14 protein-coding genes are annotated in these 21297 nt (G+C 61.3%); 8 read left to right on the forward strand and 6 right to left on the reverse strand.

Features of this window, described 5'->3' with window-relative positions; genetic code table 11:
- The first annotated feature begins 118 nt into the window (after positions 1-118).
- From ACFSR7_RS17935 to ACFSR7_RS17945, 3 genes are all read left to right on the forward strand, one after another.
- The gene (locus tag ACFSR7_RS17935) at positions 119-1033 is read left to right on the forward strand and encodes a helix-turn-helix transcriptional regulator (protein ID WP_378163876.1); all 915 of its coding nucleotides are present in this window, start codon (positions 119-121) and stop codon (positions 1031-1033) included.
- 221 nt (positions 1034-1254) lie between these two features.
- Positions 1255-2823 carry a type 2 periplasmic-binding domain-containing protein gene (locus ACFSR7_RS17940; protein ID WP_378163879.1) on the forward strand — a complete coding sequence of 523 codons (1569 nt, stop codon included), beginning with the start codon at positions 1255-1257 and terminating at the stop codon, positions 2821-2823.
- A gap of 103 nt (positions 2824-2926) precedes the next feature.
- Positions 2927-5257 carry a helix-turn-helix domain-containing protein gene (locus ACFSR7_RS17945; RefSeq protein WP_378163881.1) on the forward strand — a complete coding sequence of 777 codons (2331 nt, stop codon included), beginning with the start codon at positions 2927-2929 and terminating at the stop codon, positions 5255-5257.
- A gap of 102 nt (positions 5258-5359) precedes the next feature.
- Here ACFSR7_RS17945 and ACFSR7_RS17950 read toward each other — a convergent pair whose 3' ends face one another.
- The 6 genes from ACFSR7_RS17950 to ACFSR7_RS17975 all read right to left on the reverse strand — a co-directional run bounded on the left by ACFSR7_RS17950 (position 5360) and on the right by ACFSR7_RS17975 (position 14250).
- Positions 5360-7396: an alpha-amylase family protein gene (locus ACFSR7_RS17950; RefSeq protein WP_378163883.1), complete on the reverse strand. Its 2037-nt coding sequence runs from the start codon at positions 7394-7396 to the stop codon at positions 5360-5362.
- 29 nt (positions 7397-7425) lie between these two features.
- Complete coding sequence (locus ACFSR7_RS17955; RefSeq protein ID WP_378163884.1) at positions 7426-8301, reverse strand: carbohydrate ABC transporter permease; 876 nt, start codon at positions 8299-8301, stop codon at positions 7426-7428.
- A 21-nt stretch (positions 8302-8322) separates the two neighbouring features.
- Positions 8323-9276, reverse strand: a complete 954-nt coding sequence (locus ACFSR7_RS17960; RefSeq protein WP_378163885.1) for an ABC transporter permease — start codon at positions 9274-9276, stop codon at positions 8323-8325.
- Positions 9277-9950: 674 nt separating this feature from the next.
- Complete coding sequence (locus ACFSR7_RS17965; protein WP_378163886.1) at positions 9951-10718, reverse strand: MBL fold metallo-hydrolase; 768 nt, start codon at positions 10716-10718, stop codon at positions 9951-9953.
- A gap of 120 nt (positions 10719-10838) precedes the next feature.
- The gene (locus ACFSR7_RS17970) at positions 10839-12455 is read right to left on the reverse strand and encodes a response regulator (protein ID WP_378163888.1); all 1617 of its coding nucleotides are present in this window, start codon (positions 12453-12455) and stop codon (positions 10839-10841) included.
- Entirely contained in the window at positions 12448-14250 is a 1803-nt protein-coding gene (locus ACFSR7_RS17975) for a cache domain-containing sensor histidine kinase (protein WP_378163889.1), read from the reverse strand. The genes ACFSR7_RS17970 and ACFSR7_RS17975 overlap by 8 nt, the downstream gene beginning before the upstream one ends.
- Before the next feature lie 158 nt (positions 14251-14408).
- On the opposite strand from ACFSR7_RS17975, the gene ACFSR7_RS17980 reads away from it, so the two are divergent.
- The 5 genes from ACFSR7_RS17980 to ACFSR7_RS18000 all read left to right on the forward strand — a co-directional run bounded on the left by ACFSR7_RS17980 (position 14409) and on the right by ACFSR7_RS18000 (position 21225).
- Positions 14409-15815 carry an ABC transporter substrate-binding protein gene (locus ACFSR7_RS17980; RefSeq protein WP_378163891.1) on the forward strand — a complete coding sequence of 469 codons (1407 nt, stop codon included), beginning with the start codon at positions 14409-14411 and terminating at the stop codon, positions 15813-15815.
- Positions 15816-15881: 66 nt separating this feature from the next.
- Complete coding sequence (locus ACFSR7_RS17985) at positions 15882-16763, forward strand: carbohydrate ABC transporter permease (protein WP_378163893.1); 882 nt, start codon at positions 15882-15884, stop codon at positions 16761-16763.
- Positions 16760-17578: a carbohydrate ABC transporter permease gene (locus tag ACFSR7_RS17990; RefSeq protein ID WP_378163895.1), complete on the forward strand. Its 819-nt coding sequence runs from the start codon at positions 16760-16762 to the stop codon at positions 17576-17578. The genes ACFSR7_RS17985 and ACFSR7_RS17990 overlap by 4 nt, the downstream gene beginning before the upstream one ends.
- A 154-nt stretch (positions 17579-17732) precedes the next feature.
- Positions 17733-18629 (forward strand): glycoside hydrolase family 43 protein, encoded by an 897-nt coding sequence (locus tag ACFSR7_RS17995; RefSeq protein ID WP_378163897.1) that lies wholly within the window; start codon positions 17733-17735, stop codon positions 18627-18629.
- A gap of 166 nt (positions 18630-18795) precedes the next feature.
- Positions 18796-21225 (forward strand): glycosyl hydrolase family 28 protein, encoded by a 2430-nt coding sequence (locus tag ACFSR7_RS18000; protein WP_378163899.1) that lies wholly within the window; start codon positions 18796-18798, stop codon positions 21223-21225.
- Positions 21226-21297: the final 72 nt, after the last annotated feature.

Raw genomic sequence — 21297 nt, forward strand, 5'->3', positions numbered from 1 at the left:
ATAGGCTTCGCCGCGCAGGCAAGAATAGTTTCAAAGCTGACCGATTATTCTCCAAAAATGACATATGTGCTATACTGGGGGCTCCAAAAACTCCTGTGCCCCAAGCGAGGTGTAAGCGATGACAACGTTGGCGGACGATCTCCGCGAGCCGGTCCGCGAAGAGGCCGTTGTCTATGGCCATCCGCTCCTGTACATGAAAATATGGGAGGTCGGGATGAACCCGCCGGCTCCCGCGCAGGAGGCGTATGGGCCCTGGCATCATCATAAAGAGGTCGAGCTGCTTGCGATGGTCGAAGGCGAGATGGGGATGCAGACGCAGGAAGGCTACATGCGTCTTGCACCGGGCGACGTCGCGCTGTTCGGCGCTTCCCAGCTGCACCGCACGCATCGCGCCGACGCTGCGCCGGTCCGCTTCGTCGTGCTGCAAGTCGACCTCGGCCGGCATATGGCAAGCGCCGCGCTGCCCTATCTATACGGCTTGGGGGACGGCGCTGCGCCGCTTGAGCGCCTGAACAGCCTGTTCCGCGACAAGCCCGAGGTCCGACAAGAGACGTACGCGTTAATCGCGCATATGTACGAGGAGTATCGGGGACGCGCGCGCGGCTACGAGCTGGCGCTGGGCTCCGCGATCCAGCGGCTGCTCTGGCTGTTCGTCCGGAACGGCGACGAAGGCTTGCTTCCTGCCGCGGCGGAGCCGGACCTGCTGCGCCTCAGGCCGGCGCTGGACTATGTCGACCGGCATCTGCAGGACCGAATTACGGTCGAAGAGGTCAGCAGGCTGCTCAATTTCAGCTATCACTACTTCATCCGCTACTTCCGTTCGGCGATGGGGTGTTCGTTCGTCGATTATGTCAATCGCAAGCGGATCAAGGCCGCGGAGCGGCTGCTGCTGACGCGGGACATCAGCATCGCGGAGGCCGCGCTCCAAGCCGGCGTGCCGAGCATCGCGCAGTTTTACAAGCTGTTCAAGCGCTTCAACCGGTGCTCGCCCAAGGAATTCGTCACCCGGATGAGCGGCCGCGAGGGCGGTTGACCACCCGTCTCCAGACCGGACTTTTCTTACCCGCACGCTGCCGCCGTCGCTCGCAAGCCTTGCCCTGTCTGGGTTTTCGGCGGACATTTCTTTCTTCCGGGCCGATTCAAGTAATGTCCCTACCTTGCCTTGGGCGGCGGTCGTACGATAGGGTTGCAGCGACAGGCCAAGGCGGCAGCGAGCCTGCGCCGAGCATTTCAATCCGGGGAGGACATGACAGGATGAAGCCGACGATAAAGAATGCATGGCTGGCAACCGTACTTTTGACAGCGATTACAGGCACCGCGGCGTGCGGAGGCAACGGGGACAATAACGCAGCTCCGTCCGACAATAGCGGCGCGACGAAGGCGAGCTCCCAGGGAGCGGGCAAGACCGAGAGCAACGGCGAGCCGCTCCCCATCCAGATGTTCGCGGGACTGTACAACGAAGTACCCGACATGAACGACGCCTTCTGGACCGCGTGGCAGAAGGAGACCAACACCAAGCTGAACGTCGAGTGGGTGCCGTCCGGCGATCTCGACACGAAGCTGGACCTGCTGCTGGCCTCGGCGCAGCTGCCGGAGGTGCTGGCGGCGCCCGACTTCAAGCGGCCGACGCTGATCAACGCGATCAAGGGCGGCGCGTTCTGGGATCTGACGCCGTTCCTCGGAGACTTCAGCAAGTATCCGAACCTGAAGAACAACGTACCGGAGAACGCTTATAAGTACCGGACGGTCGACGGCAAGATTTATTCGCTGCCCGGCTCCCGGTCGCAGATCGACCCGGGCATCAAGATCCGCAAGGATTGGCTCGATAAGCTGAGCATCCCGGTGCCGACGACGCTCGACGAATATGCGAACGCGCTGGTGAAAATCACGAAAGGCGATCCGGACGGCAACGGACGCGCGGACACGCTCGGCCTGATCGGCGGGGGGGTCATCATCAGTGACGGCGACGCATCCTTCGCTTCGGCATTCGGCGCGATGGAGCCGACGTACAACGACGAGGGCGGGCTCATTTTCACGAACCTGAACCCGGGCTACACGGACGCGATCGCCTACTTCCGCAAGCTGTACGAGACGGGCGCGCTGTCCAAGGAATTTTCCGTCATGAAGCGCACGCAGGCACAGGACCTGTTCACGACCGGCCGCGCCGCCTCCTACACCCGCAGCATCTGGTGGGACAAGGAGTGGGAGGACCTGATTAAGAAAAACGGCCAGCCGGACGCGCAAATTCTGAACCTGACGCTTAAAGGCCCGAAGGCGTACGCGGTCAATCTGACGCTCGGCGGCACCGGCAGCTTCCTGATCTCGAAGAAAGTGCCGGAGGAGAAGGTATGGAAGCTGCTCGACTACTTCGAGAAGACGGCTTCGACGGAAATGACCGATCTGGCGTACTACGGCGTCGAAGGCGTGCATCATACGGTCGAGGGCGGACAGAAGGTGCTGACCGAGCAGGGCGTGAAGGAAGTCAACACGACGAGCAAGAACGCAGGCGTCCTGGCCACTCAAAAATGGGGCAAGGTCATCAGCGCGTCGGGCGATAAAGCTTACAACGACGCCAAGATCGCAGAGGTGCAGAATTTCGGCGAGATCGGGAGCATCGACCCGTTCGCTTATCTGATCTCCGACACCTGGAACGACGTCTGGGCGAAGTATCAGAACGAGTGGAAGTCCATGGTGACGCAGGCGATCGTCGGACAGATCACGATGGACCAGTACAAGCAGTTCGTCGACAAGATCAACAATCTGCCGGAAGCCAAAAAAGCTTATAAGGAATTCGCCGAGAACTACAAAGCGATGAACCCGTAAACCCGGCAAAGCAAGACTTGTAGAAAAGCGGAAGGCGACCGGCCGGGAGCCGGTTGCCTTCCTTGTCTATCGCGCCCCAACCGCCGTTTCGAGGGAGGTCCTGATGAAGCCGCTGCTGAACAAAGTCCGACAAGCCGCCTACCGGGCGTTTCCGCGATCGCATTATTTCAGAAGGCTCGTCTGGCTGGGATGCGTCTCCGTCACGATTCCGATCCTGATCCTGGGCCTGGCTTATTACCGGTACTCCGTGAACAAGATCGAGGCGCAATTCCAGGCCGACAGCCTCACCTCCCTGACGCTGCTCCAGGAGCGGACGGAGAATCTGATGACGGATATCGAATACCAGTCGATGCAGCTCGCCGCCAACGCTACGATCCGTTCGTGGCTCGGCAGACCGGGCTTTGCCGAACAATACGTGATTCAATTGAGCCTGCTAGACCTGATGACCGTGCAAAAAAACGCGAGCAGCCTCGTGCAGGATATCGTGTTCTACGCGACCGCATCGGATACGGTGTTGTCCAACGCTTACGGGAAGACGACGCTGGCAGACTCGCCGGAGCGCGCGAACATAGCGGCGGTCCTGAAGGGGGCGCGCAGCGAGGGCTGGTCCTATCTGCCGGCTTATGCGAGCAACGGCTATATTTCGTACGTTCGCCAGCTGCCGGTCATGCGGACCGGGCAGCCCGTGGGCGCGCTGATCTACGAGCTCAAGGCGGCGGATCTCGGCCGACAGCTGTTCCAGTCCGGCGGGGCGGCTGGCGAGGAGTCGTACGCCGTCGTGGACGCGGACGGCACGATCCTGCTCCACTCCTCCGACGCGGCACTCCTCGGCAAGCAAGCCGACTCGGTCGAGCTGTTCCGGAGCGTGCTGTCCGGCAGCGGCGGCGAGGGACAGTTTGTCATGGGGGAAGCGGATGGCGGCAAGGTGCTGACGGCGACGTACAAGACGGCGCTTGGGCGTACCTATATCTCGATGCTGCCGGAGAGCGCGATCGCCGGACAGCTGAACTGGATGCGGCTGTTCGTTCTCGGCTCGGTACTCGTCATTCTATTGCTCGGCATCGTGCTGACCGTCGCTTCGTCCAAGTTCGCCTACAGTCCGATCGACAAGCTCATTCTGTACGGCCGGCAGCTGCGGCACGGGCCCGGCGCGGCGGGCAGGGGCAACGAGATCGGTTATATCCGGTCGAGCCTCGCCTATCTGAACGACCAGGCGGAGTCGCTGCGCGCCTACATCGAGCGGATTCAGCCCGATCTGCGCGACCGCTTCGTGCTCAAGCTGCTGACGGCGTCCGCGCCGCTCAAGCCGCAGGCGGTCGAGGCGGAGGCACAGGCGTACGGCATGCCGGCGACGGGAGGATTCGCGGTGCTGGTCGTGCGGCCCGAGAATCTGTTTAAAGAGAAGCGGTTTCTGCCCAGCGAGGGGCCGATCATCGTGTTTGCGGTGAAAAACGTGATGCAGGAGCTGCTGGAGGACGGGCCGTTTGCGAGCGGCTACGTGGTGGGCAAGGAGGATCGGGAGGCCGTCGCCGTACTTCGCTGGGATGCGCCTGTTCGCGAGGAGGAGGCCGCGGGCATGCTGGACGCTTATGCCGAGCGGGTATGCGAGGCGCTGAAGACGCATCTGTCGTTCACGGTATCGGTCGGCATTGGCGGCGTGCGCCAAGGCCTTCATCTGCTGGCCGAATCGTATCGGGAGGCCGAGGCTGCGCTGCAGCAGCGCCTTTTCGACGAGCATCGCCGGATCTTCCGCTACGACGCGCTGCCGGCCCCTTCGGGCAAGCTGGCGACGTTCAATTATCCGAAGGAGCTGGAGCTGGAGATTACGGAGCATCTGCTACAAGGAGAGCTTGGTCTGGCGGAAGCGTCCCTGGGACGTTTTTACGAGCGCATCCGGCAGTCCGAATCGTACAATACGGCGATGCATTGTTATCACATTCTGCTGTCGTCCATCATCCAATCGCTCGAGGAGATGGGCTACGGGGTGCTGGACAATCTCGGGGACAATCTGTTCGAGCAGCTTAAAGCGAGGCAGACGTATCGCGAGGTGCAGGAGTGGTTCGTGGAGTTTCTGTTTCCGATGCACCGGCAGATCACCGAGGAGAGCCGGGCGAACGCGACGCGGATCGCCGTGCAACGGGTGTGCGCCTATATCGAGACGCATCAGGGCATGCCTTCGCTGATCGAGTGCGCGGAGTACGTGAGCATGAGCCCGTCGTATCTGAGCCGGCTGTTCAAGCAGGAGGCGGGCATGACGTTTATCGAGTACCTGATGAAGTACAAGGTCGATCGCGCGAAAAAGCTGCTGGAGGAGACGAATCACAGCGTGGCGGAGATCGCCGAGCTCATCGGCTACTCCGAGCGCAACCTGAACCGGGCGTTCCAGCGGCATCTGTCGATGTCGCCGAAGCAGTACCGCATGTCTCTGCGCTGAACGCGGAACAGTAGAAGCCTGCCCGATGGGGCGGGCTTCTTTGCCGTAGGGGACGAGTTGCCCGGAAAGACCGTGCAACTCCGCAGCCAACCCGCGATCCCCCTAAGCTGTACTGTCAGATTCCGTCCGGACGAGCAGGCACTCCCACACCTCCAGCTTCGGAACGTCGATAACCGCCACGCCATCCACCTCGCTGTACGGCAGCGCGTCCTCCGCGATCAGTCTGCGCACGTCCGCCACGCGCCGGCCGGGGAGCCGCAGCTTCAGCGAGATATCGTGCAGCGGGAGATTGGTGGCGAGCGGCCTCCTGCCGGCGCCGTTGACCAGGTGGACCAATACGTAGTCGTCCCGTTCGAACAACGTGACCTGCAGCCCCTGATAGTTCGTGATTTCGACGAGCTTATCCTCGCCAAGGGCCAGGTCGATCGCGTTGGCGAGCAGCTGGTAATGCTCGCCGAGCTTGAATTCATTGAGCATGCCGCTGAGCGAGAACGGGAAGTACAGGAAGCCTCCGAGCCCGCTCCGGCGATGCAGCGCCAGCGGCAGGTCGGTGCGGATCACGGGCAGCGAGGCCCGTTCGGGCGGCGCGCCCACGCACTCGAGCGGGGCGAATGGCGGCACGAGCGTCGCCAGCACCGCGGTCTCCGCCGTCGGCTGCGCATAGTAGACGGCGCCCCGCAGCGCGATCAGCTCCGTGTCCGCGAGCCCGGCCTGGAGCGGATTGTCCGCGCCCTCGAACCGCAGGTAGGCGGCCGACAGCAATTCGCCGGCAGCGCCCTGGTCGCGGACGCCGAGCAGGTCCCGCCATTCGGGCTTGTCGGCGGCATCGCCCTCGGCGATGACATGCCCGCCCGCAGCGGCATAGCCGGCCAGTGTGGCGGCCATGCCTTCGGTCAGCGCCAGGCCCTCCGGTGCGATAAGCGCCTTGTAGCGAGCGAGCCGCTCCGGCGTCGCCTGCTCCTCGAGCAGCACGTCGAACGGGACCTGGCGGTTGATCAGGCCGTCCGCCCAACCTTCGGCGGCCGCGTTCGCCGTCCACAGCAGCGCGACCTGCGCCAGCGTCCCGGCGCCGTCCATGTACGGCTCAACCTTGGCGACGTCGCGGTTGAGCGCCGCGACCGTCTCCAAGATCCGCTTGTCGCCGATCGTCTCCGGGATGCCGGTGAGCGAATGCCAGATGCTGCCCCCGTGCGCAGGGATCTGCGACAGCCAGAACCGGTATTCCGCGGGCGGCAGGCCGATGTGCCGCCACTCCATCCCTGGGCTGGAGTGGACGATGCCGAGCGGCGCGGGGACGCCGTGCGCGGAGCGGCCGAGTTTGATGCTGAGCGCAGGCTTCCAGAACTCCGGAATCCGCCGGTGACCCTCGGACAGCACATCCTGCGGCTCCGTGCACAACAGATCGGTCGTCTCTAGCCTGTCGTACAGATTGTCTTTGTACAGGTTGTAGTACAGAATCATCTGAACCTCCGGCCGCTTGCCCTTGATGAACCGGTACATCTTGTCCATGTTGTCCCGGATGCATGCCGACGGCCAATCCGCCGCGAAAGCAGCCGGGTCCGGCGGCAGCGTCACGCCGTACAGCCGCTCGTACTTGCGTTGGCAGATGCCGCACCAGCATGGGAGAAAGTGCGGCGCGTTAAAAAAGACGGCGTCCACGTCGTATCGCGAGAGCACCTCGTCCAGCACCGGGACGGCGACGTCTTCGTTGCGATAGCCCGCATTCAAGCACGTGCTCATGAGGAGCGACCATGCGCCGGGGCGATGCGCGCCGATGATCTCCGGCTGTCCGTCCTGCTTGCGCACGAACCATCCCGGCCGTTTCAGATAGACGATATCGTCCGTCTTGCTGAAGTCGAGCCGGGCGATGAAGCGGATGCCCTCGTCATGGCAGGCGTCTACGACGCCCTTCAGCAAATCGAAGTCCTGCGGCAAATATTCGTTGACATGATGGCCTTCGACTTCGGACGGGTACCAGGCATAGATGCCGCCGACGTTGAACACGAGGGCGGTCGCGCCGAGCTCTTTCATTTGTCGCGCCAGGCGGCGGGGTTCGATCAGATGCGTGTCTTTGACCTGCAGATTCGTCTGAATGATGCGCTGGGGCTTGTGCCACCAGCCGCGTTCGTTGTTTTCCAAAAGAGTTCGACCTCCCGTATTCATAAAACTCATCCCTTTACCGAGCCGAGCATGACGCCCTTCGCAAAGTGCTTTTGCAGGAACGGGTAAACGAGCAGGATCGGCGCCATCGCCAGCATGATCGAGGCCATGCGGATCGTTTCCTGCGGGACCGAGCGTTCGTCGCCTCCCGCGCCCGCCATGCCGGCGTTGTCCGAGTCGATGACGAGCGTTTTGACGAGCACCTGCAGCGTCCACTTTTTGGCGTCGGACAGATAGATAAGTGCGTTGAAGTACGTATTCCAGTGGGACACGGCGAAGAACAGCGTGAACGCCGCGACCGCCGGCATGGACAAGGGCAGGACGACGCGCAGGAAGACGCCGATGTCCGAGCAGCCGTCGATGCGGGCGGCGTCCTCCAGCTCCGAGGGCAGCGACTCCAGGAAGCTCTTGATGATGATGAGGCTCCAGGCGTTGGTCAGAACCGGCCAGATGAGCGACCAGTAGGAGTTGAGCAGTCCGAGGTTTTGAACCAGCAGGTAGTTCGGCACGATGCCCGCGCTGAAGACGAGCGTGAAGATGACGAAGCCCATCATCGGGCCCCGTCCCGGCACGTCCTTCTTGGTCAGCACGTAGGCGAGGGAGAAGGTGACAACCAGATTCAGAATCGTGCCGACGGCGGTGATGAATGCCGTGCTTTTTAACGCATTGGCAAAGCTGTCCGTCGACAAAATGTAGGAATAGGCGGCCAGCGACCATTTTTCCGGGAACAGATAGAAACGAAGCGGCACGTACACATCAGGGTCTGTAAAAGAGACACTGAACACGTACAGGAACGGAAATACGCAGACGAGGGAAATGAGGGCGAGCAGCGTGTAGTTGATCCAGTCGAACGCCGTCATTTTTTTGCGGGATACGAAGCTCATGCGAAATGCCCCTTTCTGGCCTTAGTAGATGCCTTCCTGGCCGGATTTTTTGACGATATAGTTGGATGCCATCACGAGAACGAAGCCGACGACGCCCTTGAACATGCCGACCGTCACGCCCGTGCTGATCTGACCGCGAAGGATGCCCTGCGTGTAAGCGTACGTGTCGAACACCTCGGCTACCTGCATGACCAGCGGGTTCATCATGAGCAGCATCTGCTCGAAGCCGACGTCCGCCATCTGGCCGAGGCGCAGGATGAGCAGAATGAGGATCGTGGGGCGTATGGCCGGCAGCGTGATGTGCCAGATCTGGCGGAACCGGCTCGCGCCGTCCACGACAGCCGCCTCGTATCGCTGCGGGTCCACGCCCGCCATCGCGGCGAGGAAGATGATCGTGCCCCAGCCGGCTTCCTTCCACATCGTCTGCGCCGTGATGAGGCTCCAGAAATACTTCGATTCGGAAAGGAAGCTGATGGGCTCGTGCCCGGCTTCGCCAATCAGCTTGTTGACGATGCCGACGTCTGAGGAAAGGACGAAAAAGGTCATGCTCGCCACGACGACCCAGGACAGGAAATGCGGCAGGTAGACGATGGATTGGTTGAAGCGCTTGAAGGCGCCGTGTCGGACCTCGTTCAGCATGAGCGCGAGCAGGATGGGCAGCGGGAACATGAAGACGAGCCCGAAGACGTTGATGGCGAACGTGTTGCGGAGCATGATGTAGAAGTTGCGGTCGGCGAACAGGTCGGCAAAATGCTTGAAGCCCACCCACTCGCTGCCCGCGAAGCCCGAGTAGGGATTGTAGTCCTTAAAGGCGAGCAGCAGGCCCCACAGCGGGGTGAGCTTGAACAAAATAAAAAACAGCACGCCCGGCAGCGCGAGCACATACATCGCCCGATGTTTGACAATGCGCGCGCCGAGCCGGGACCAATAGCCTTTTTCCTTTCGGACCGGTAATGCGGCTAATGCCTTCTCCATGATCCGAAGCACCTCGTTTCCGTCCGCTGGCGGACCTAATCTGGATCTGCCTCCAGTGTAGGCGCGCGGCGATCAGCGGAATACGGACATAAATTGAAAAGGACCGGCTGTGTCAGCCGGTCCTTCGTCGATGCAATTGATGTCCGCGCGCCGCGGGGAGCTGTCGGACGGAAAAAGCTTGGCATGGCGCGGGTTGATTGATGGTGGCGGGGCGGCCGGGAGGATGGCGGGAAAGAAATGTCCGGTTTGCAGGGGCGTAAAAATGCGCTAATCGGCGGTTCACCAAATTCAACGCAACACCCGCCGCCCTGCAATGCCCGAGGTCAGCGCCTGGCCCGCCGCCTCGCATAAGCCCCGCAATAGCTCAAAATTGCGCTATTCTGCAACGCCCGCGGTCAGCGCCTGGCCCGCCGCCTCGCATAAGCCTCGCAATAGCTCAAAATTGCGCTATTCTGCAACGCCCGCGGTCAGCGCCTCGCTCGCCGCCTCGCATAAGCGCCGCAATAGCTCAAAATTGCGCTATTCTGCAACGCCTGAGGTCAGCGCCTCGCCCGCCGCCTCGCATAAGCGCCGCTATAGCTCAAAATTGCGCTATTCTGCAACGCCCGAGGTCAGCGCCCGGCCACCTTTGCATGCGCATGCAAATAGGTCGGTATCGGCAATTGATTCTCTGCTTAGCGACGCGGAACCGCCAGCTCCTCGAACGAACGCGCGAGTTCCGCCAGCCCCTCCGCCAGCGCCTCGCCCGCCATCGGCTTGCCGTGGCCGGTGATCGCGGCAGCCGGCTTCAACGCTTCCAGCTTGCGGACGGACTCGGCGGCATGGCGCCAGTCGAAGGTGAAGTACGGCGGAGGACCGTGAATCTCCTCCTCCTGCAAGAGCACCGCGAACGCGGACGTTTGCTTCACGGTGATAAAGGCATCGCCGGCCACCACCGTCCGGTCGCGCTCGCGGAACAGCGAGACATGTCCCTCGGTGTGGCCGGGCGTATGCACCCAGCGCCATTCCGGCAGCGTCGGGATCGTACCGTCCTCGGGCAGCGGGCGTACGACGCCCGAGATGTCGATCCCTTTGTGCGGATACAACGGGGAGATCCGCGCCATGAGCCCGCCCCCGACGTCGGGATCCGCTTCGGGATAGTCGGCTTGGCCGGTTAAGTAGGGCAGCTCCAGCTCATGCGCATACACGGGCACGCGCCAGCGCCGCAGCAGCGGGCGCAGCGAACCGACATGATCGAAGTGGCCGTGCGTCAGCACGATCGCGTCCGGAGGCGCATCTCCGAATCGAGCTGTCGCCGACTCGACGATATCGTCCGCGCAACCGACGACGCCGGCATCGACCAGCGCCCATCGGCCGCTTCCGGTCTCGCCGATCAGGATGACGTTCGCGATTAACGTTCGTACGGCGTGTACGTCGGAAGGGAGTCGGTTTTCTACCTGCATCCGTTCGCTTCCTCTCGGCGGTCTTTTCGTAAGCATAGGCTGTACAACGGACATGGATTTATTCGCGAATTCCCGTCCGGCCGCGATCCTAAACTTGAGCTACAGACAACGCCCCTACGGTCAAGTCGAGCTGCGGCCGCGGGCGAACTCCGAGGGCGTCATGCCGGTTTTCTTTTTAAAAGTTTTAAAAAAATAGCTGGCGCTATTGAAGCCGCACAAGGCGGCGATGTCCTTGATGTCCTCGCGGCCGTCCTCCAAATACGCCTTGGCCCGCTCGAGGCGGGCGTCGGACAAGTACTCGGCGAAGCCGATCTTGACTTCGTTTTTAAATAACGTGCTTAAGTAAGCGCCGCTGATGCCGATTCGCTCCGCCACTTCTGTGAGCGAGATGTTGTCCGCGAGGTGGCTGCGGATATAACGGATCGCCTCCGCGGTATAGCCGGAATAGTTCCCTCCCTCGTCGGCCTGCAGCAATTCGAAGTACCGTTCGAACAGCGAACGGAACCATGCCCTGACCTCTTCCAGCGTTTCGAAAGCGGCAAGACGCTCATGCGGCGGAACCGCGTCCGCATAGAGCGCCCCCAGCTCCAGGCCATGCTCGCGGATGGCGCGGTGCAGCAGGCTGAGCAGGTCGTTGAACAGCAGCTGGGAGCCGGCCATGCTGAGCGCCGCCGCCTTGATTCGCGCGAACAGACCGTCCAGAATCGACAGCAGGCCGGCGGCGTCCTGCGTTTTCAGGCAGGCGAGCATGTCTTTCTCCGTCCCGATCTCCAGCCCGGCGAGCGTTTCATTTTCTTGCACGATCGACGCATTTCGCAGCACGACGTTTTTCCCCAGGTGAAAGCGGTCCTGCATCTGCTTCTCCGCCTGCTTGTAGGCGTGCGGAATCTGTGCGGGCGTCATGCAGGTCGGCCCGATGCTGAAGCTGGCGGACAGATTCAGGAAGGTCCGCAGACAGCTCGCGATGCGGGATATCGCTTCGCCGACGGCAAGGGCCAATGCGTTCTCGCTGCGAACGTTGGGAAACGAGAACAGGATGACGAACCGGTCGCCGCCGATGTGGCCGACCGCGCCGTTGCCGAGCTCGCCCGCGATCTCTTCGACAATGTTCAAGATGGAGAAGCGCTCCAGCTCGGCCGCTTTGAGCGTCGAGCGGGACTGCCGGGATCGGTAATCGTCGATCGACAGAATGACAGGGATGAGCTGACTGGTATCCAGCTTCAAATCCAGCGTCCGGGTCTGGTGTCCGATCTCCTCGGGGCTGTAATGGAACCCGGCGATCAATTGGGTGATGAACCGGGTGCGCAGCGCCAGCCGCTGGTTCGCGTCCGTGCGCTCGCCGTCCGTGCGCTGCGGCCGGGCGTCGAGCAGCGCCTTGACCCGGGCGAGCGCCGCGGCCAGCGACGCCGCGTTCAGCCGGTGCTTGAGCAGGTAGTCGACGGCGCCGTTCTGCAGCGTGCCCTTCACGTAGTCGAAGTCGTCGTAGTTGCTCAGTACGATCATTTTGGAGCCCGGATAGCGGCGGGCAAGCTCGGCCGAGAGCTGCAGGCCGTCCATGACCGGCATGCGCAGATCGGAGACGACCAGATCGGGGCGCTCCCGCTCGATCACTTCCAGCGCTTCGGCGCCGTTCGCCGCTTCGCCGCATAGCGCGAAGCCTTGCTGCCGCCAGTCCGGCATCAGCTTCAGATTCGTCCGCACGAGCAATTCATCGTCGACCAGCAGCGCTTTATACATAACGCATCGCCTCCTCCTCGCTCAGCATCGGAAAGGACATCTCCACCGTCGTGAACCGCTGCGCCTCGCTCCAGACGCTTAAGCCGTACGGTTCCCCGAACAGGGTGCGAATCCGGGAACGGACATTGGCCAGACCGATATGGTCCGCGCCCGGGGGCGAGGCATCCGGCGCTTCCAGCGCCTCGAGCTGCCCGGGGCTCATGCCGACGCCATTGTCCTGCACGCGAATTTTGAGCTGCGCCTCGCTCGTGAACAATTTGACCTGGATCGCCCCCTGCGTCTTCAGCGGCGCGATACCGTGCAGCAGCGCGTTCTCCGCGATCGGCTGAAGCAGCATCTTCGGAATCATCAGCTTGCCGACGCCCTCCTCCAGACTGAAATGAACCGCGAATTTATCGCTGTACCGGAACTTCTGAATGCTGAAGTAGCTGCGCAGGCAATCCATCTCCTCGTCCACGCTGACGAACGGCCGCCCGTCCATTTGCGCGTGCATCAGACCGGACAGCGACTCGGCGACCAGCTTGATGTTGTCGGCGCCCTGCAGGATCGACAGGAACTTGATTGTATTGAGCGTATTGTGCAGGAAATGCGGATTGATCTGCGCCTGCAGCGCACGGATCTCCGCCCGGCTGCGTTCGCGCTCGGTCGAGCGGACTTCGGCGACGAGGTCGCTCATGCGGCGGGTCATGGAATTGAACTGATGGTACAGCTGGCCGATTTCGTCCTGCGACTTGGTCTCGATCGCGACGTCGAGATTGTTTTTGGCGACCTCCTTCAGCGCCCGTCCCAGCCGCAGCAGATTGCGGGTGAGGAGCGAGGACATGGACAGGATGAGCAGGACGGCGACGGCGGAAAACAGCAGCGAGACGTTCAGCATCTTGTCGCGCGTGGAGGTGGAGCCCGCGAGCAGATTCGCCTTGGGAATCAGCACCATCGTCGTCCACTTGGTGAAGGCGGAGGTGCGATATACCGCGAACGTATTTCCCGTCGACAAGCGGGCGTAGAAGCTGCCCCCGTCGGCATCCGGGCGCGAGACGAGGCGTTCAAGATCGGAGGGAGCCAGGCCGAGGTCCGGCTGGTCGAGCACGGGCTGACCCGTTCGCGTATTAAAGATGAGCATACGGCCGGCATTGCGGATGTTGGTGGCGAAAAGGTCCTCGACGATCTCGTAGTCGACGTCCGCGGCGACGAAGCCGATCGCCCGCCCGCCGCTGCGGATCGGCCGCGCGATCGTAATAACCTTGCCCTTCTGCGGGTCTGCACTGCTGCCAAGACGCGGATTCAAGTGGGGAGGCAGCAGCAGCGCTTCGTTCTCCATGCCTGTCAGCTCGCCGAACGAAGGCTGCGAACGCAGCGCGTCGAACGGGGTCGTCACGCCGTACTCGATGGTGTGCCCCGCCAGATCGGAGAGGGTGACGCCGGTCAGATAATGCTTGAACATCGATACGTTGACCAGATAGTCCTGAATTTCCCGCTCGGTATGGATCAGTTCCACCTTGTCCATCGTGTCGTACTGCTCGATATACTTGCGCACGAGATCGTTCATGTATTCGCCGGTGTCGACGGAGAGCAGCGCGACGATCTTGTCGATGTCGCGCAGCGACGTCTCCAGATTGTCGCTCGAAACGTTGATCATAGCGGCCGCGGCCTGTCCCGCCTGCCGCTCGGCATCGGCCGTCGAGTTGGCGTACCACATGTATACGGTTACGGACATAAACGTGACGAACAAGAGGAGGATCGCGGCGGACAGCTTGAACTTGATGCTGTTCAGTCGGGTGCGAAGCGGCCGGTGCATCGGTGTCATCTCCCAATCGCGTCGCTTCTCTCGCGAGGTAATGGCGCGGATATTTAATAAAAATAAAGCGTTTTTAAAAAAAATACAATCCTTCCGCCTCCGAATCTTCGCTATATTCAAAGTGCGAAAACAAACAACCGACAAGGGGCGAAACAAAAATGCAACAAAGGCGGCTGCATAAAAAAGCGTTGTTCCTGACCGCGCTCTCGGCGACGATGGCGTTCTCGCTGGCGGCGTGCGGAGCGAACGGGAAAAACGAAGGCGCATCTCCGGCAACCTCGGCGGCACCGGCATCCTCGGCGGCCTCGCAAACGGCGCAGGCATCGGATTCGACCGGCAGCAAGCCGCAGGAGGTCAAGACGCTGTCGCTGCTCATGTTCACAGATTGGTACACGCCGGGCTGGCAAGCGCTGGAGAAGTACATCGGCGATCATGCCTCCGAGCTCGGCTTCAAGCTGGATATTCAGAAAATTGCCGGCGGCAGCCAGGGCGAGCAGCTGCTGAAGACGAAGATCGCCACCAACGATCTGCCGGACCTGTTGCAAAACTACGGGCCGAAATGGATGGATCAAAACGCGGACGCGCTCGACAAGCTCGTCGATCTGACGGGGCTCGCCAGCTACGCGGATTACGACGAGAGCGCGTTGGACGGCGTTTACAAGTACAAAGGCAAGTATTATTCCGTGCCGATCGACGCGACGACCTTGATGGGCGTGTTCTACAACAAGAAGGTGTTCGCCGACCTGAACCTGACGGTTCCGAAAACATGGGACGAGTTCCTGGCGGTGTGCGAGAAGATCAAGGAAGCGGGCAAGACGCCGGTCTACTACTCGGGCAAGGATACGTGGACGCTGCAGACGGTTCCGCACTTCGGCTTCTCGCAGGACATCGTGCAGAGCGGCAAGTCGTTCCCTGACTTCTGGCAGGACATGAACACGAACAAGAAGCATTACGCGGATCTGACGAACTTCATCGATACGATCAAGAAGTCCAAGGACCTGATCGACAAAGGCTACGTCAACAAATCGTACCTGTCCGATACGTACGATTCCGCGCAGCAGGCGATCGCGGACGGCACGGCGGCCATGCACGTGAACGGCACCTGGTTCATCGGGGAGATCATCAAGAAGTTCCCGGACAAGGTGAACGACATCGGCGCGTTCCCGTTCCCGCTCAACGGCGACAACTACGTCAACATCTCGCCGCCGGGCTCCTTGTCGGTGACGACCTCCGCGAAGGACGTCGAGCTGGCCAAACGCGCGGTCGACTTCATCGCCTCGGCGCAAGCGCAGCAAATTTTCGCCGAAGCGCAGCCGGGCATCTACCTGAACAAAAAAGTGGAAGTGGCGCTGTCGCCGGCGATCGCCGACCTGAACGCGGCGCTCAAGGACGGCAAGGGCATCCTGCACTGGCAGGGCAACGGAGAGCTGTATCCGTACGGCTCGTTCGACAAGTTCATGCAGGATTATTACGCCGGAGGCAAGACTGCGGAGCAGGTAGCGCAGGCGCTCGATCAGGAAACGGCCAAAAACGCGAAGGCCAAAGACGATCCGAACTGGAAATAAAGCCGGTCGCCCCTCTCTCCATTCCCCGGGAGGGGCGATTCCTTACACAAATAGGAGCGGAGCAAGATGAAACCAACGAAAAACAAGCCTTACACGTATACGCTCATCCTGCCGGGCATGCTGCTGTACGCCGTATTTTTCCTCGTGCCGTCGCTCTTCGGGGGCGTGCTCTCGTTTGCGAACATCGGCCGCTTTTCATTCTCGGACATCCGCTTCACGGGCTGGACCAACTACATGAATGTGCTCACCGACGATTATCTCAGCGCGGCCATCCGCAATTCGTTCGTCTTCGCCTTCGCCACGACGCTGCTCAAGGTCGGCATCGGCACGGCGCTCGCCGTCTTCCTCAACCGCAAGCTGCGGACGACCAACTATTTGCGTACGGTGGCCTTCCTGCCGGCAGTGCTCAGCACGGTGGCGGTCGGCGTTTTCTTTACCTCGGCGATGCATCCGACGAACGGAATGATCAACCGCTTCTTGCACGCCGTCGGCCTCGCCGCGATCGCGCCGGACTGGCTGACCGATCCGCATCTGGCCATCTATTCGCTCGTCGGCATCGAGACGTGGAAGTGGTCGGGCTTCACGATGGCGATCGTGCTGGCGGGATTGCAGTCGATCTCCAAGGACTACTACGAAAGCGCCAATCTAGAGGGTGCCTCGGAATGGCAGCAATTCCGATCGATTACGTTCCCGCTTGTGCTCCCCTACTTTAATAACGCGCTGATCGTCAACCTGATCGGCGGGCTGAAAGTGTTCGACCTCGTGCAGGCGGTGACGCAAGGCGGTCCCGGCTCGGCGACGGAGGTGTTCGGCACGCTGGTGTTCAAGTCGTTCGGCAGCGGCCGGTTAGGCGAAGGCGCAGCCGCGAGCATCCTGCTGTCGCTGATCGTCATCGCGATCACGCTGCCCACGTGGAAGCTGATCGCGCGCAAGGAGGTGGAGCTATGAGCCGCAAGCGGCCGCGCTGGGCCGCGGAGGCGGCCGGGCTGCTTCTCAGCCTGCTCGTCGTTGTCCCGCTCTATTTTATCGTCGTCAATTCGTTCAAGGATAAAGCCGGCGCGGCGGCTATGAGCCTCGCGCTGCCGAGGAAGTGGTTCCTCCTCTCCAACTATGCCGAGATGATCGACGCCGGCGGCGTGCTGACCGGGCTGAAAAACAGCGCGATCGTCACGTTTGCCACGGTGGCGCTGCTCATCGTGCTCTGCTCGATGACCGCCTTTACGCTGCAGCGCAAAAACACGCGAATGTCCGGCCTGCTCTATTTATTCATCTTGCTCGGCTTGATGATCCCGCTGCAGATCATTCCCGCTTACTTCATTACGTACTATCTGCATGTCAAGACGTATCTGGCGGCCGTTGTCATGCTGTCGGTAACGAATTTCTCGTTCGGCACTTTCCTGTACACCGGGTTTTACAAGAGCATTCCGCGCGAGATCGACGAATCGGCCATCGTGGACGGGGTCGGACCGTACCGCCTGTTCTTCGGCATCATTTTCCCGCTTCTGCGGCCGGTGACCGTCACGCTGATCATCATCTCTTTTATGGGCGTCTGGAACGACTTCGGCATTACGATCTACTTCCTGAACAGTCCCCGCAACTATACGGTGACGCTGACCATTTTCAACTTCCTGGGCACGTACAGCTCGGACTGGAATTTGATCTTCGCCAATGTCGTGCTGGTCTCGGCGCCCGTCGTTATCGTCTATTTGCTGCTGCAACGCTACATCATCGACGGCATGACCGCGGGGTCCGTCAAAGGATAAAGGGGAGACGACGAAGTGTTCGAACAAGAGGGATCAGGCTAGAGGATCGCGAGGCCGGAACCGTGCGGTTCAGGATCGAGGACTGCGGCAAATGCATCGAAGCCGTTCGTATTGGAATTCGCGCAGGTTGACGGATAAGGAGGAAATGGCGGGTATGCTGCACAGAAGCGATATTCAAATTCGCGATCCGTTCGTCGTGACGGTGCCGGAAGAGGGATTGTACTATTTGTACGGCACGACCGACCGCAACGCATGGTCCGGCCCGGGCACCGGCTTCGATGTCTACCGCAGCCGCGATCTGGAGCAGTGGGAGGGACCGTTCCCGGCGTTTCGGCCCGAGGTCGGATTCTGGGGGACTGAAAATTTCTGGGCGCCGGAGGTTCACCGCTGGAAGGGCCGGTACTATATGTTCGCCAGCTTCAAGGCGCCCGGACGGCGGCGCGCAACGCAGATTCTGGCCGCGGACGGGCCACTCGGCCCGTTCAGGCCCTTGTCGGACCGGCCGGCGACGCCGCCGGACTGGGAGTGTCTCGACGGCACCTTGTACGCGGATCGGCAGGGCGATCCTTGGATCGTATTCTGCCGGGAGTGGCTGCAGGTGACGGACGGCGAGATGTATGCCCTTCGATTGAGCGCGGACCTGGCCGAGACGGCAGGAGAGCCGATCAAGCTGTTCGCCGCAACGGAGGCGCCTTGGGTGCGGAGCACGGTGTACGAAGCTGCGGGACAGCCGGACGTTCGCGGCTTCGTGACGGACGGTCCGTTCCTGTTCCGCCCGGCTGAGGGGGAGCTGCGGATGCTCTGGTCGAGCCACGGTGCCGAAGGGTACGCGATGGGCATCGCCAAGTCTGTGTCCGGGGAGATTGAAGGGCCGTGGACGCAGGAGGCGATGCCGTTCTTCCGCCGGGACGGCGGGCACGGGATGCTGTTCGCGGACCTGAAGGGACAGTTGACGCTCGCGCTGCATTGCCCGAACCGGACGCCGGACGAGCGCCCCGTATTTTTCCGCATGAAGACGGAGGGCGGTACGCTTGCGCTGTCGGAAGACTGACACGCCGGGAGGAAGTGCAGGTTCATGAGGGAGCGGGGCGGGGCGGCGTTCGCTCCGCAACCTACTTCGCCTGAGGGAAAGGAAAGCGTGACAGGCCATTTTTTCAAATAAAAGTGAAAGCGTTTTATATTGCGGGTTTAAACTTCATTTCGGGAGGTAAATCGGTATGAGAAACATCGGTTTGCGTTTCGTCCGTCTTCTGTTCGCGGCGGCTTTATTCGTCGCACCCCTGGCCTTCGGCGTGCCGGCGACGCACGCCGCCGGTACGGTCACCGCCTATGCGGCGCCCACCGGCGCTCCTCGCTCCTCCGACTTCACGGTCACAGCGGGCAGCAGCGCCATCGATCTGTACGGAGACAATAACGGCTGGGGCAACAAGGTATCGTACGGTTACTTCGACATGACCGGCTCCATAACCGTGTCGGTGACGGTCAACTTTTCTTTTTCTTCCTATAAACTTGCGCCCGCATCCCTCAGCCTCGCCTCTACCCGGAGCGGGAACACGATTCAGTTCACGCTGAACGGCCCGACCAACGTATCGCTTATTTTGGACGGGAACTATCAGGGCCGCACGCTCCACCTGTTCGCCAGCGCACCAGAGACGAGCGTGCCGAGTCCGTCCGATCCGAACGTCATCTACATCGGACCCGGCTATTACGACTACTCTTCCACGCCGACGACGACGATCACGGTCGGTTCGGGCAAGACGCTGTATATCGCCGGCGGCGCGTTTCTGAACGGGCATATCGAAGTGCGCGGCGCCTCGAATGTCGCGATCCGGGGCCGGGGCATCGTCAGCATGAATTATACGTCGACTTATCTGAATCAGCCGATCAGCATCTTGTCGAGCACGAACGTGCAGATGAGCGGCATCATCGTTGACCGGCGGATCGGTTCCTGGTCGAGCTTGATGGACAACAGCAGCCAGGTCAGCGTCACCGATTATAAAGTCGTCAGCCCGACTTATGCAAGTACGGACGGGCTGAATCTCGTCAATTCCCACGACGTGACGATCGACCGCTCTTTCTTTCGGACCGCCGACGATTGCATCGCGATCAAAGGCGTCGTCACGCCAGGCTACAACGCAAGCGATAATCCGGCGAGCGGAGCGCCCAACTACAACATCACCATCCAGAACAGTCAATTCTGGAGCGATGCCAACGACGTATGGTCGCTCGGCGCGGAGACGCAGGCCGCCTATTACGAGAACATCAAGTATTTGAACAACGATGTCCTGTACAGCTATGACGACCGCGACAATCACGGGGTCATCCAGGACCGGGCCGTTATGGATATCACCGCCTTGAACGGCACGCAGTTCCGCAACATTCTGTACCAGGACATCCGGGTCGAGCAGAGCGTCCGACTCGTCAATCTCTCGTTTGCGGACAGCTTCTGGTTCGGTTCGCTGCCGGGCAACCAGTCCTTCCCGGGGCTCATCAGCGGCGTGACGTTCCGGAACATTACGGCCGTCGGCACCGGTTCGAAGGAGATTCGGCTGTGGGGCTGGGACCTTGGCAAGCCGGTCAGCGACATTCTGTTCGAGGACGTATCGATCGACGGACAATATTTGACCGATCTGGGCGACAAGCCGTTTAACGTCAACAATTACGTGAAAAACGTCGTCGTCAGGCGCTCTGCCGCGCCGGTCGATACGTATGTCGGCGGGCTGGACTTTTCCTCCGTACAGGGGGCGAATCAGTGGTACTACAAGGAATGGAACGGCAGCAGCTACGCCAATATGACGTGGAACGCGACGGACCGGAAATGGAGGGGGACGGGCTCGTACATCGGCATGTGGGGGCCGAATTTCGTCCACCCGGAGAACAACGACGCGGCCAAAGCATGGCTGGCCCCGAGTACGGGCACGGTCATGATCAAGGGAACGGCGGCCAAATGGGATACGGGCGGCGGCGACGGCGTGCGGATTAAAATCATGAAGAACGGCACCCAACTGTGGCCGTCCGGCGGCTGGCAGACGATTGCGGCGACCGATCGGCTCGGCGTGCAGTTTGGCGTCATTGCGAACGTCGCCGCCGGCGATTACGTTTATATCGTTGTCAACAAGAACGGCACCGACAGCTATGACACGACCGTGCTGGATGCGATGATTACCTACAAACCGGTGTTTAACGCATCGACCGACTTCCTGACGTATCAGGGCGGCTGGAACTGGAACTATCTGCAGGGCAATGCTTCCCCCTATACGAGCATGTCATGGAACGCGACGGACAAGACTTGGCGGGGGACGAACGCTTGGAATATCATTCACGACGGCGGCCTGATGCATCCGGACGCCGACGACACGGTGCGGGCGTGGACCGCCCCGGCGTCGGGCGCGGTGCGCGTCACGGGCAACGCACGGAAGCAGGATACGAACGGCGGGGACGGCGTCCGGGTCAAGATCTTGAAGAACGCCGCGCAGCTATGGCCGGCGAGCGGCTGGCAGGCGATCGCCTACAACGACGCGACCGGCGTCAGCCATTCGCTGACCGTCAGCGTGACGGCGGGCGACGTGCTCTACTTCGTCCTGGACAAAAACGGAAATAACAGCTACGACACGACGTACTGGAGTCCGAACATTTTGTATACGTAACGCGACCGCAACCGCAACCCGACCGCAACCGGACAACAACGCGACCGCAACCCGACCGTAAAGCGACGATCG

The organism is Cohnella sp. GCM10020058, assembly GCF_042683485.1.
Lineage (GTDB): Bacteria > Bacillota > Bacilli > Paenibacillales > Paenibacillaceae > Cohnella.

Coding starts and splice junctions, on each gene's coding strand:
- ACFSR7_RS17935 (WP_378163876.1), top strand. CDS start 119: ATGACAACGTTGGCGGACGATCTCCGCGAGCCGGTCCGCGAAGAGGCC.
- ACFSR7_RS17940 (WP_378163879.1), top strand. CDS start 1,255: ATGAAGCCGACGATAAAGAATGCATGGCTGGCAACCGTACTTTTGACA.
- ACFSR7_RS17945 (WP_378163881.1), top strand. CDS start 2,927: ATGAAGCCGCTGCTGAACAAAGTCCGACAAGCCGCCTACCGGGCGTTT.
- ACFSR7_RS17955 (WP_378163884.1), bottom strand. CDS start 8,301: ATGAGCTTCGTATCCCGCAAAAAAATGACGGCGTTCGACTGGATCAAC.
- ACFSR7_RS17960 (WP_378163885.1), bottom strand. CDS start 9,276: ATGGAGAAGGCATTAGCCGCATTACCGGTCCGAAAGGAAAAAGGCTAT.
- ACFSR7_RS17965 (WP_378163886.1), bottom strand. CDS start 10,718: ATGCAGGTAGAAAACCGACTCCCTTCCGACGTACACGCCGTACGAACG.
- ACFSR7_RS17970 (WP_378163888.1), bottom strand. CDS start 12,455: ATGTATAAAGCGCTGCTGGTCGACGATGAATTGCTCGTGCGGACGAAT.
- ACFSR7_RS17975 (WP_378163889.1), bottom strand. CDS start 14,250: ATGCACCGGCCGCTTCGCACCCGACTGAACAGCATCAAGTTCAAGCTG.
- ACFSR7_RS17980 (WP_378163891.1), top strand. CDS start 14,409: ATGCAACAAAGGCGGCTGCATAAAAAAGCGTTGTTCCTGACCGCGCTC.
- ACFSR7_RS17985 (WP_378163893.1), top strand. CDS start 15,882: ATGAAACCAACGAAAAACAAGCCTTACACGTATACGCTCATCCTGCCG.
- ACFSR7_RS17990 (WP_378163895.1), top strand. CDS start 16,760: ATGAGCCGCAAGCGGCCGCGCTGGGCCGCGGAGGCGGCCGGGCTGCTT.
- ACFSR7_RS17995 (WP_378163897.1), top strand. CDS start 17,733: ATGCTGCACAGAAGCGATATTCAAATTCGCGATCCGTTCGTCGTGACG.
- ACFSR7_RS18000 (WP_378163899.1), top strand. CDS start 18,796: ATGAGAAACATCGGTTTGCGTTTCGTCCGTCTTCTGTTCGCGGCGGCT.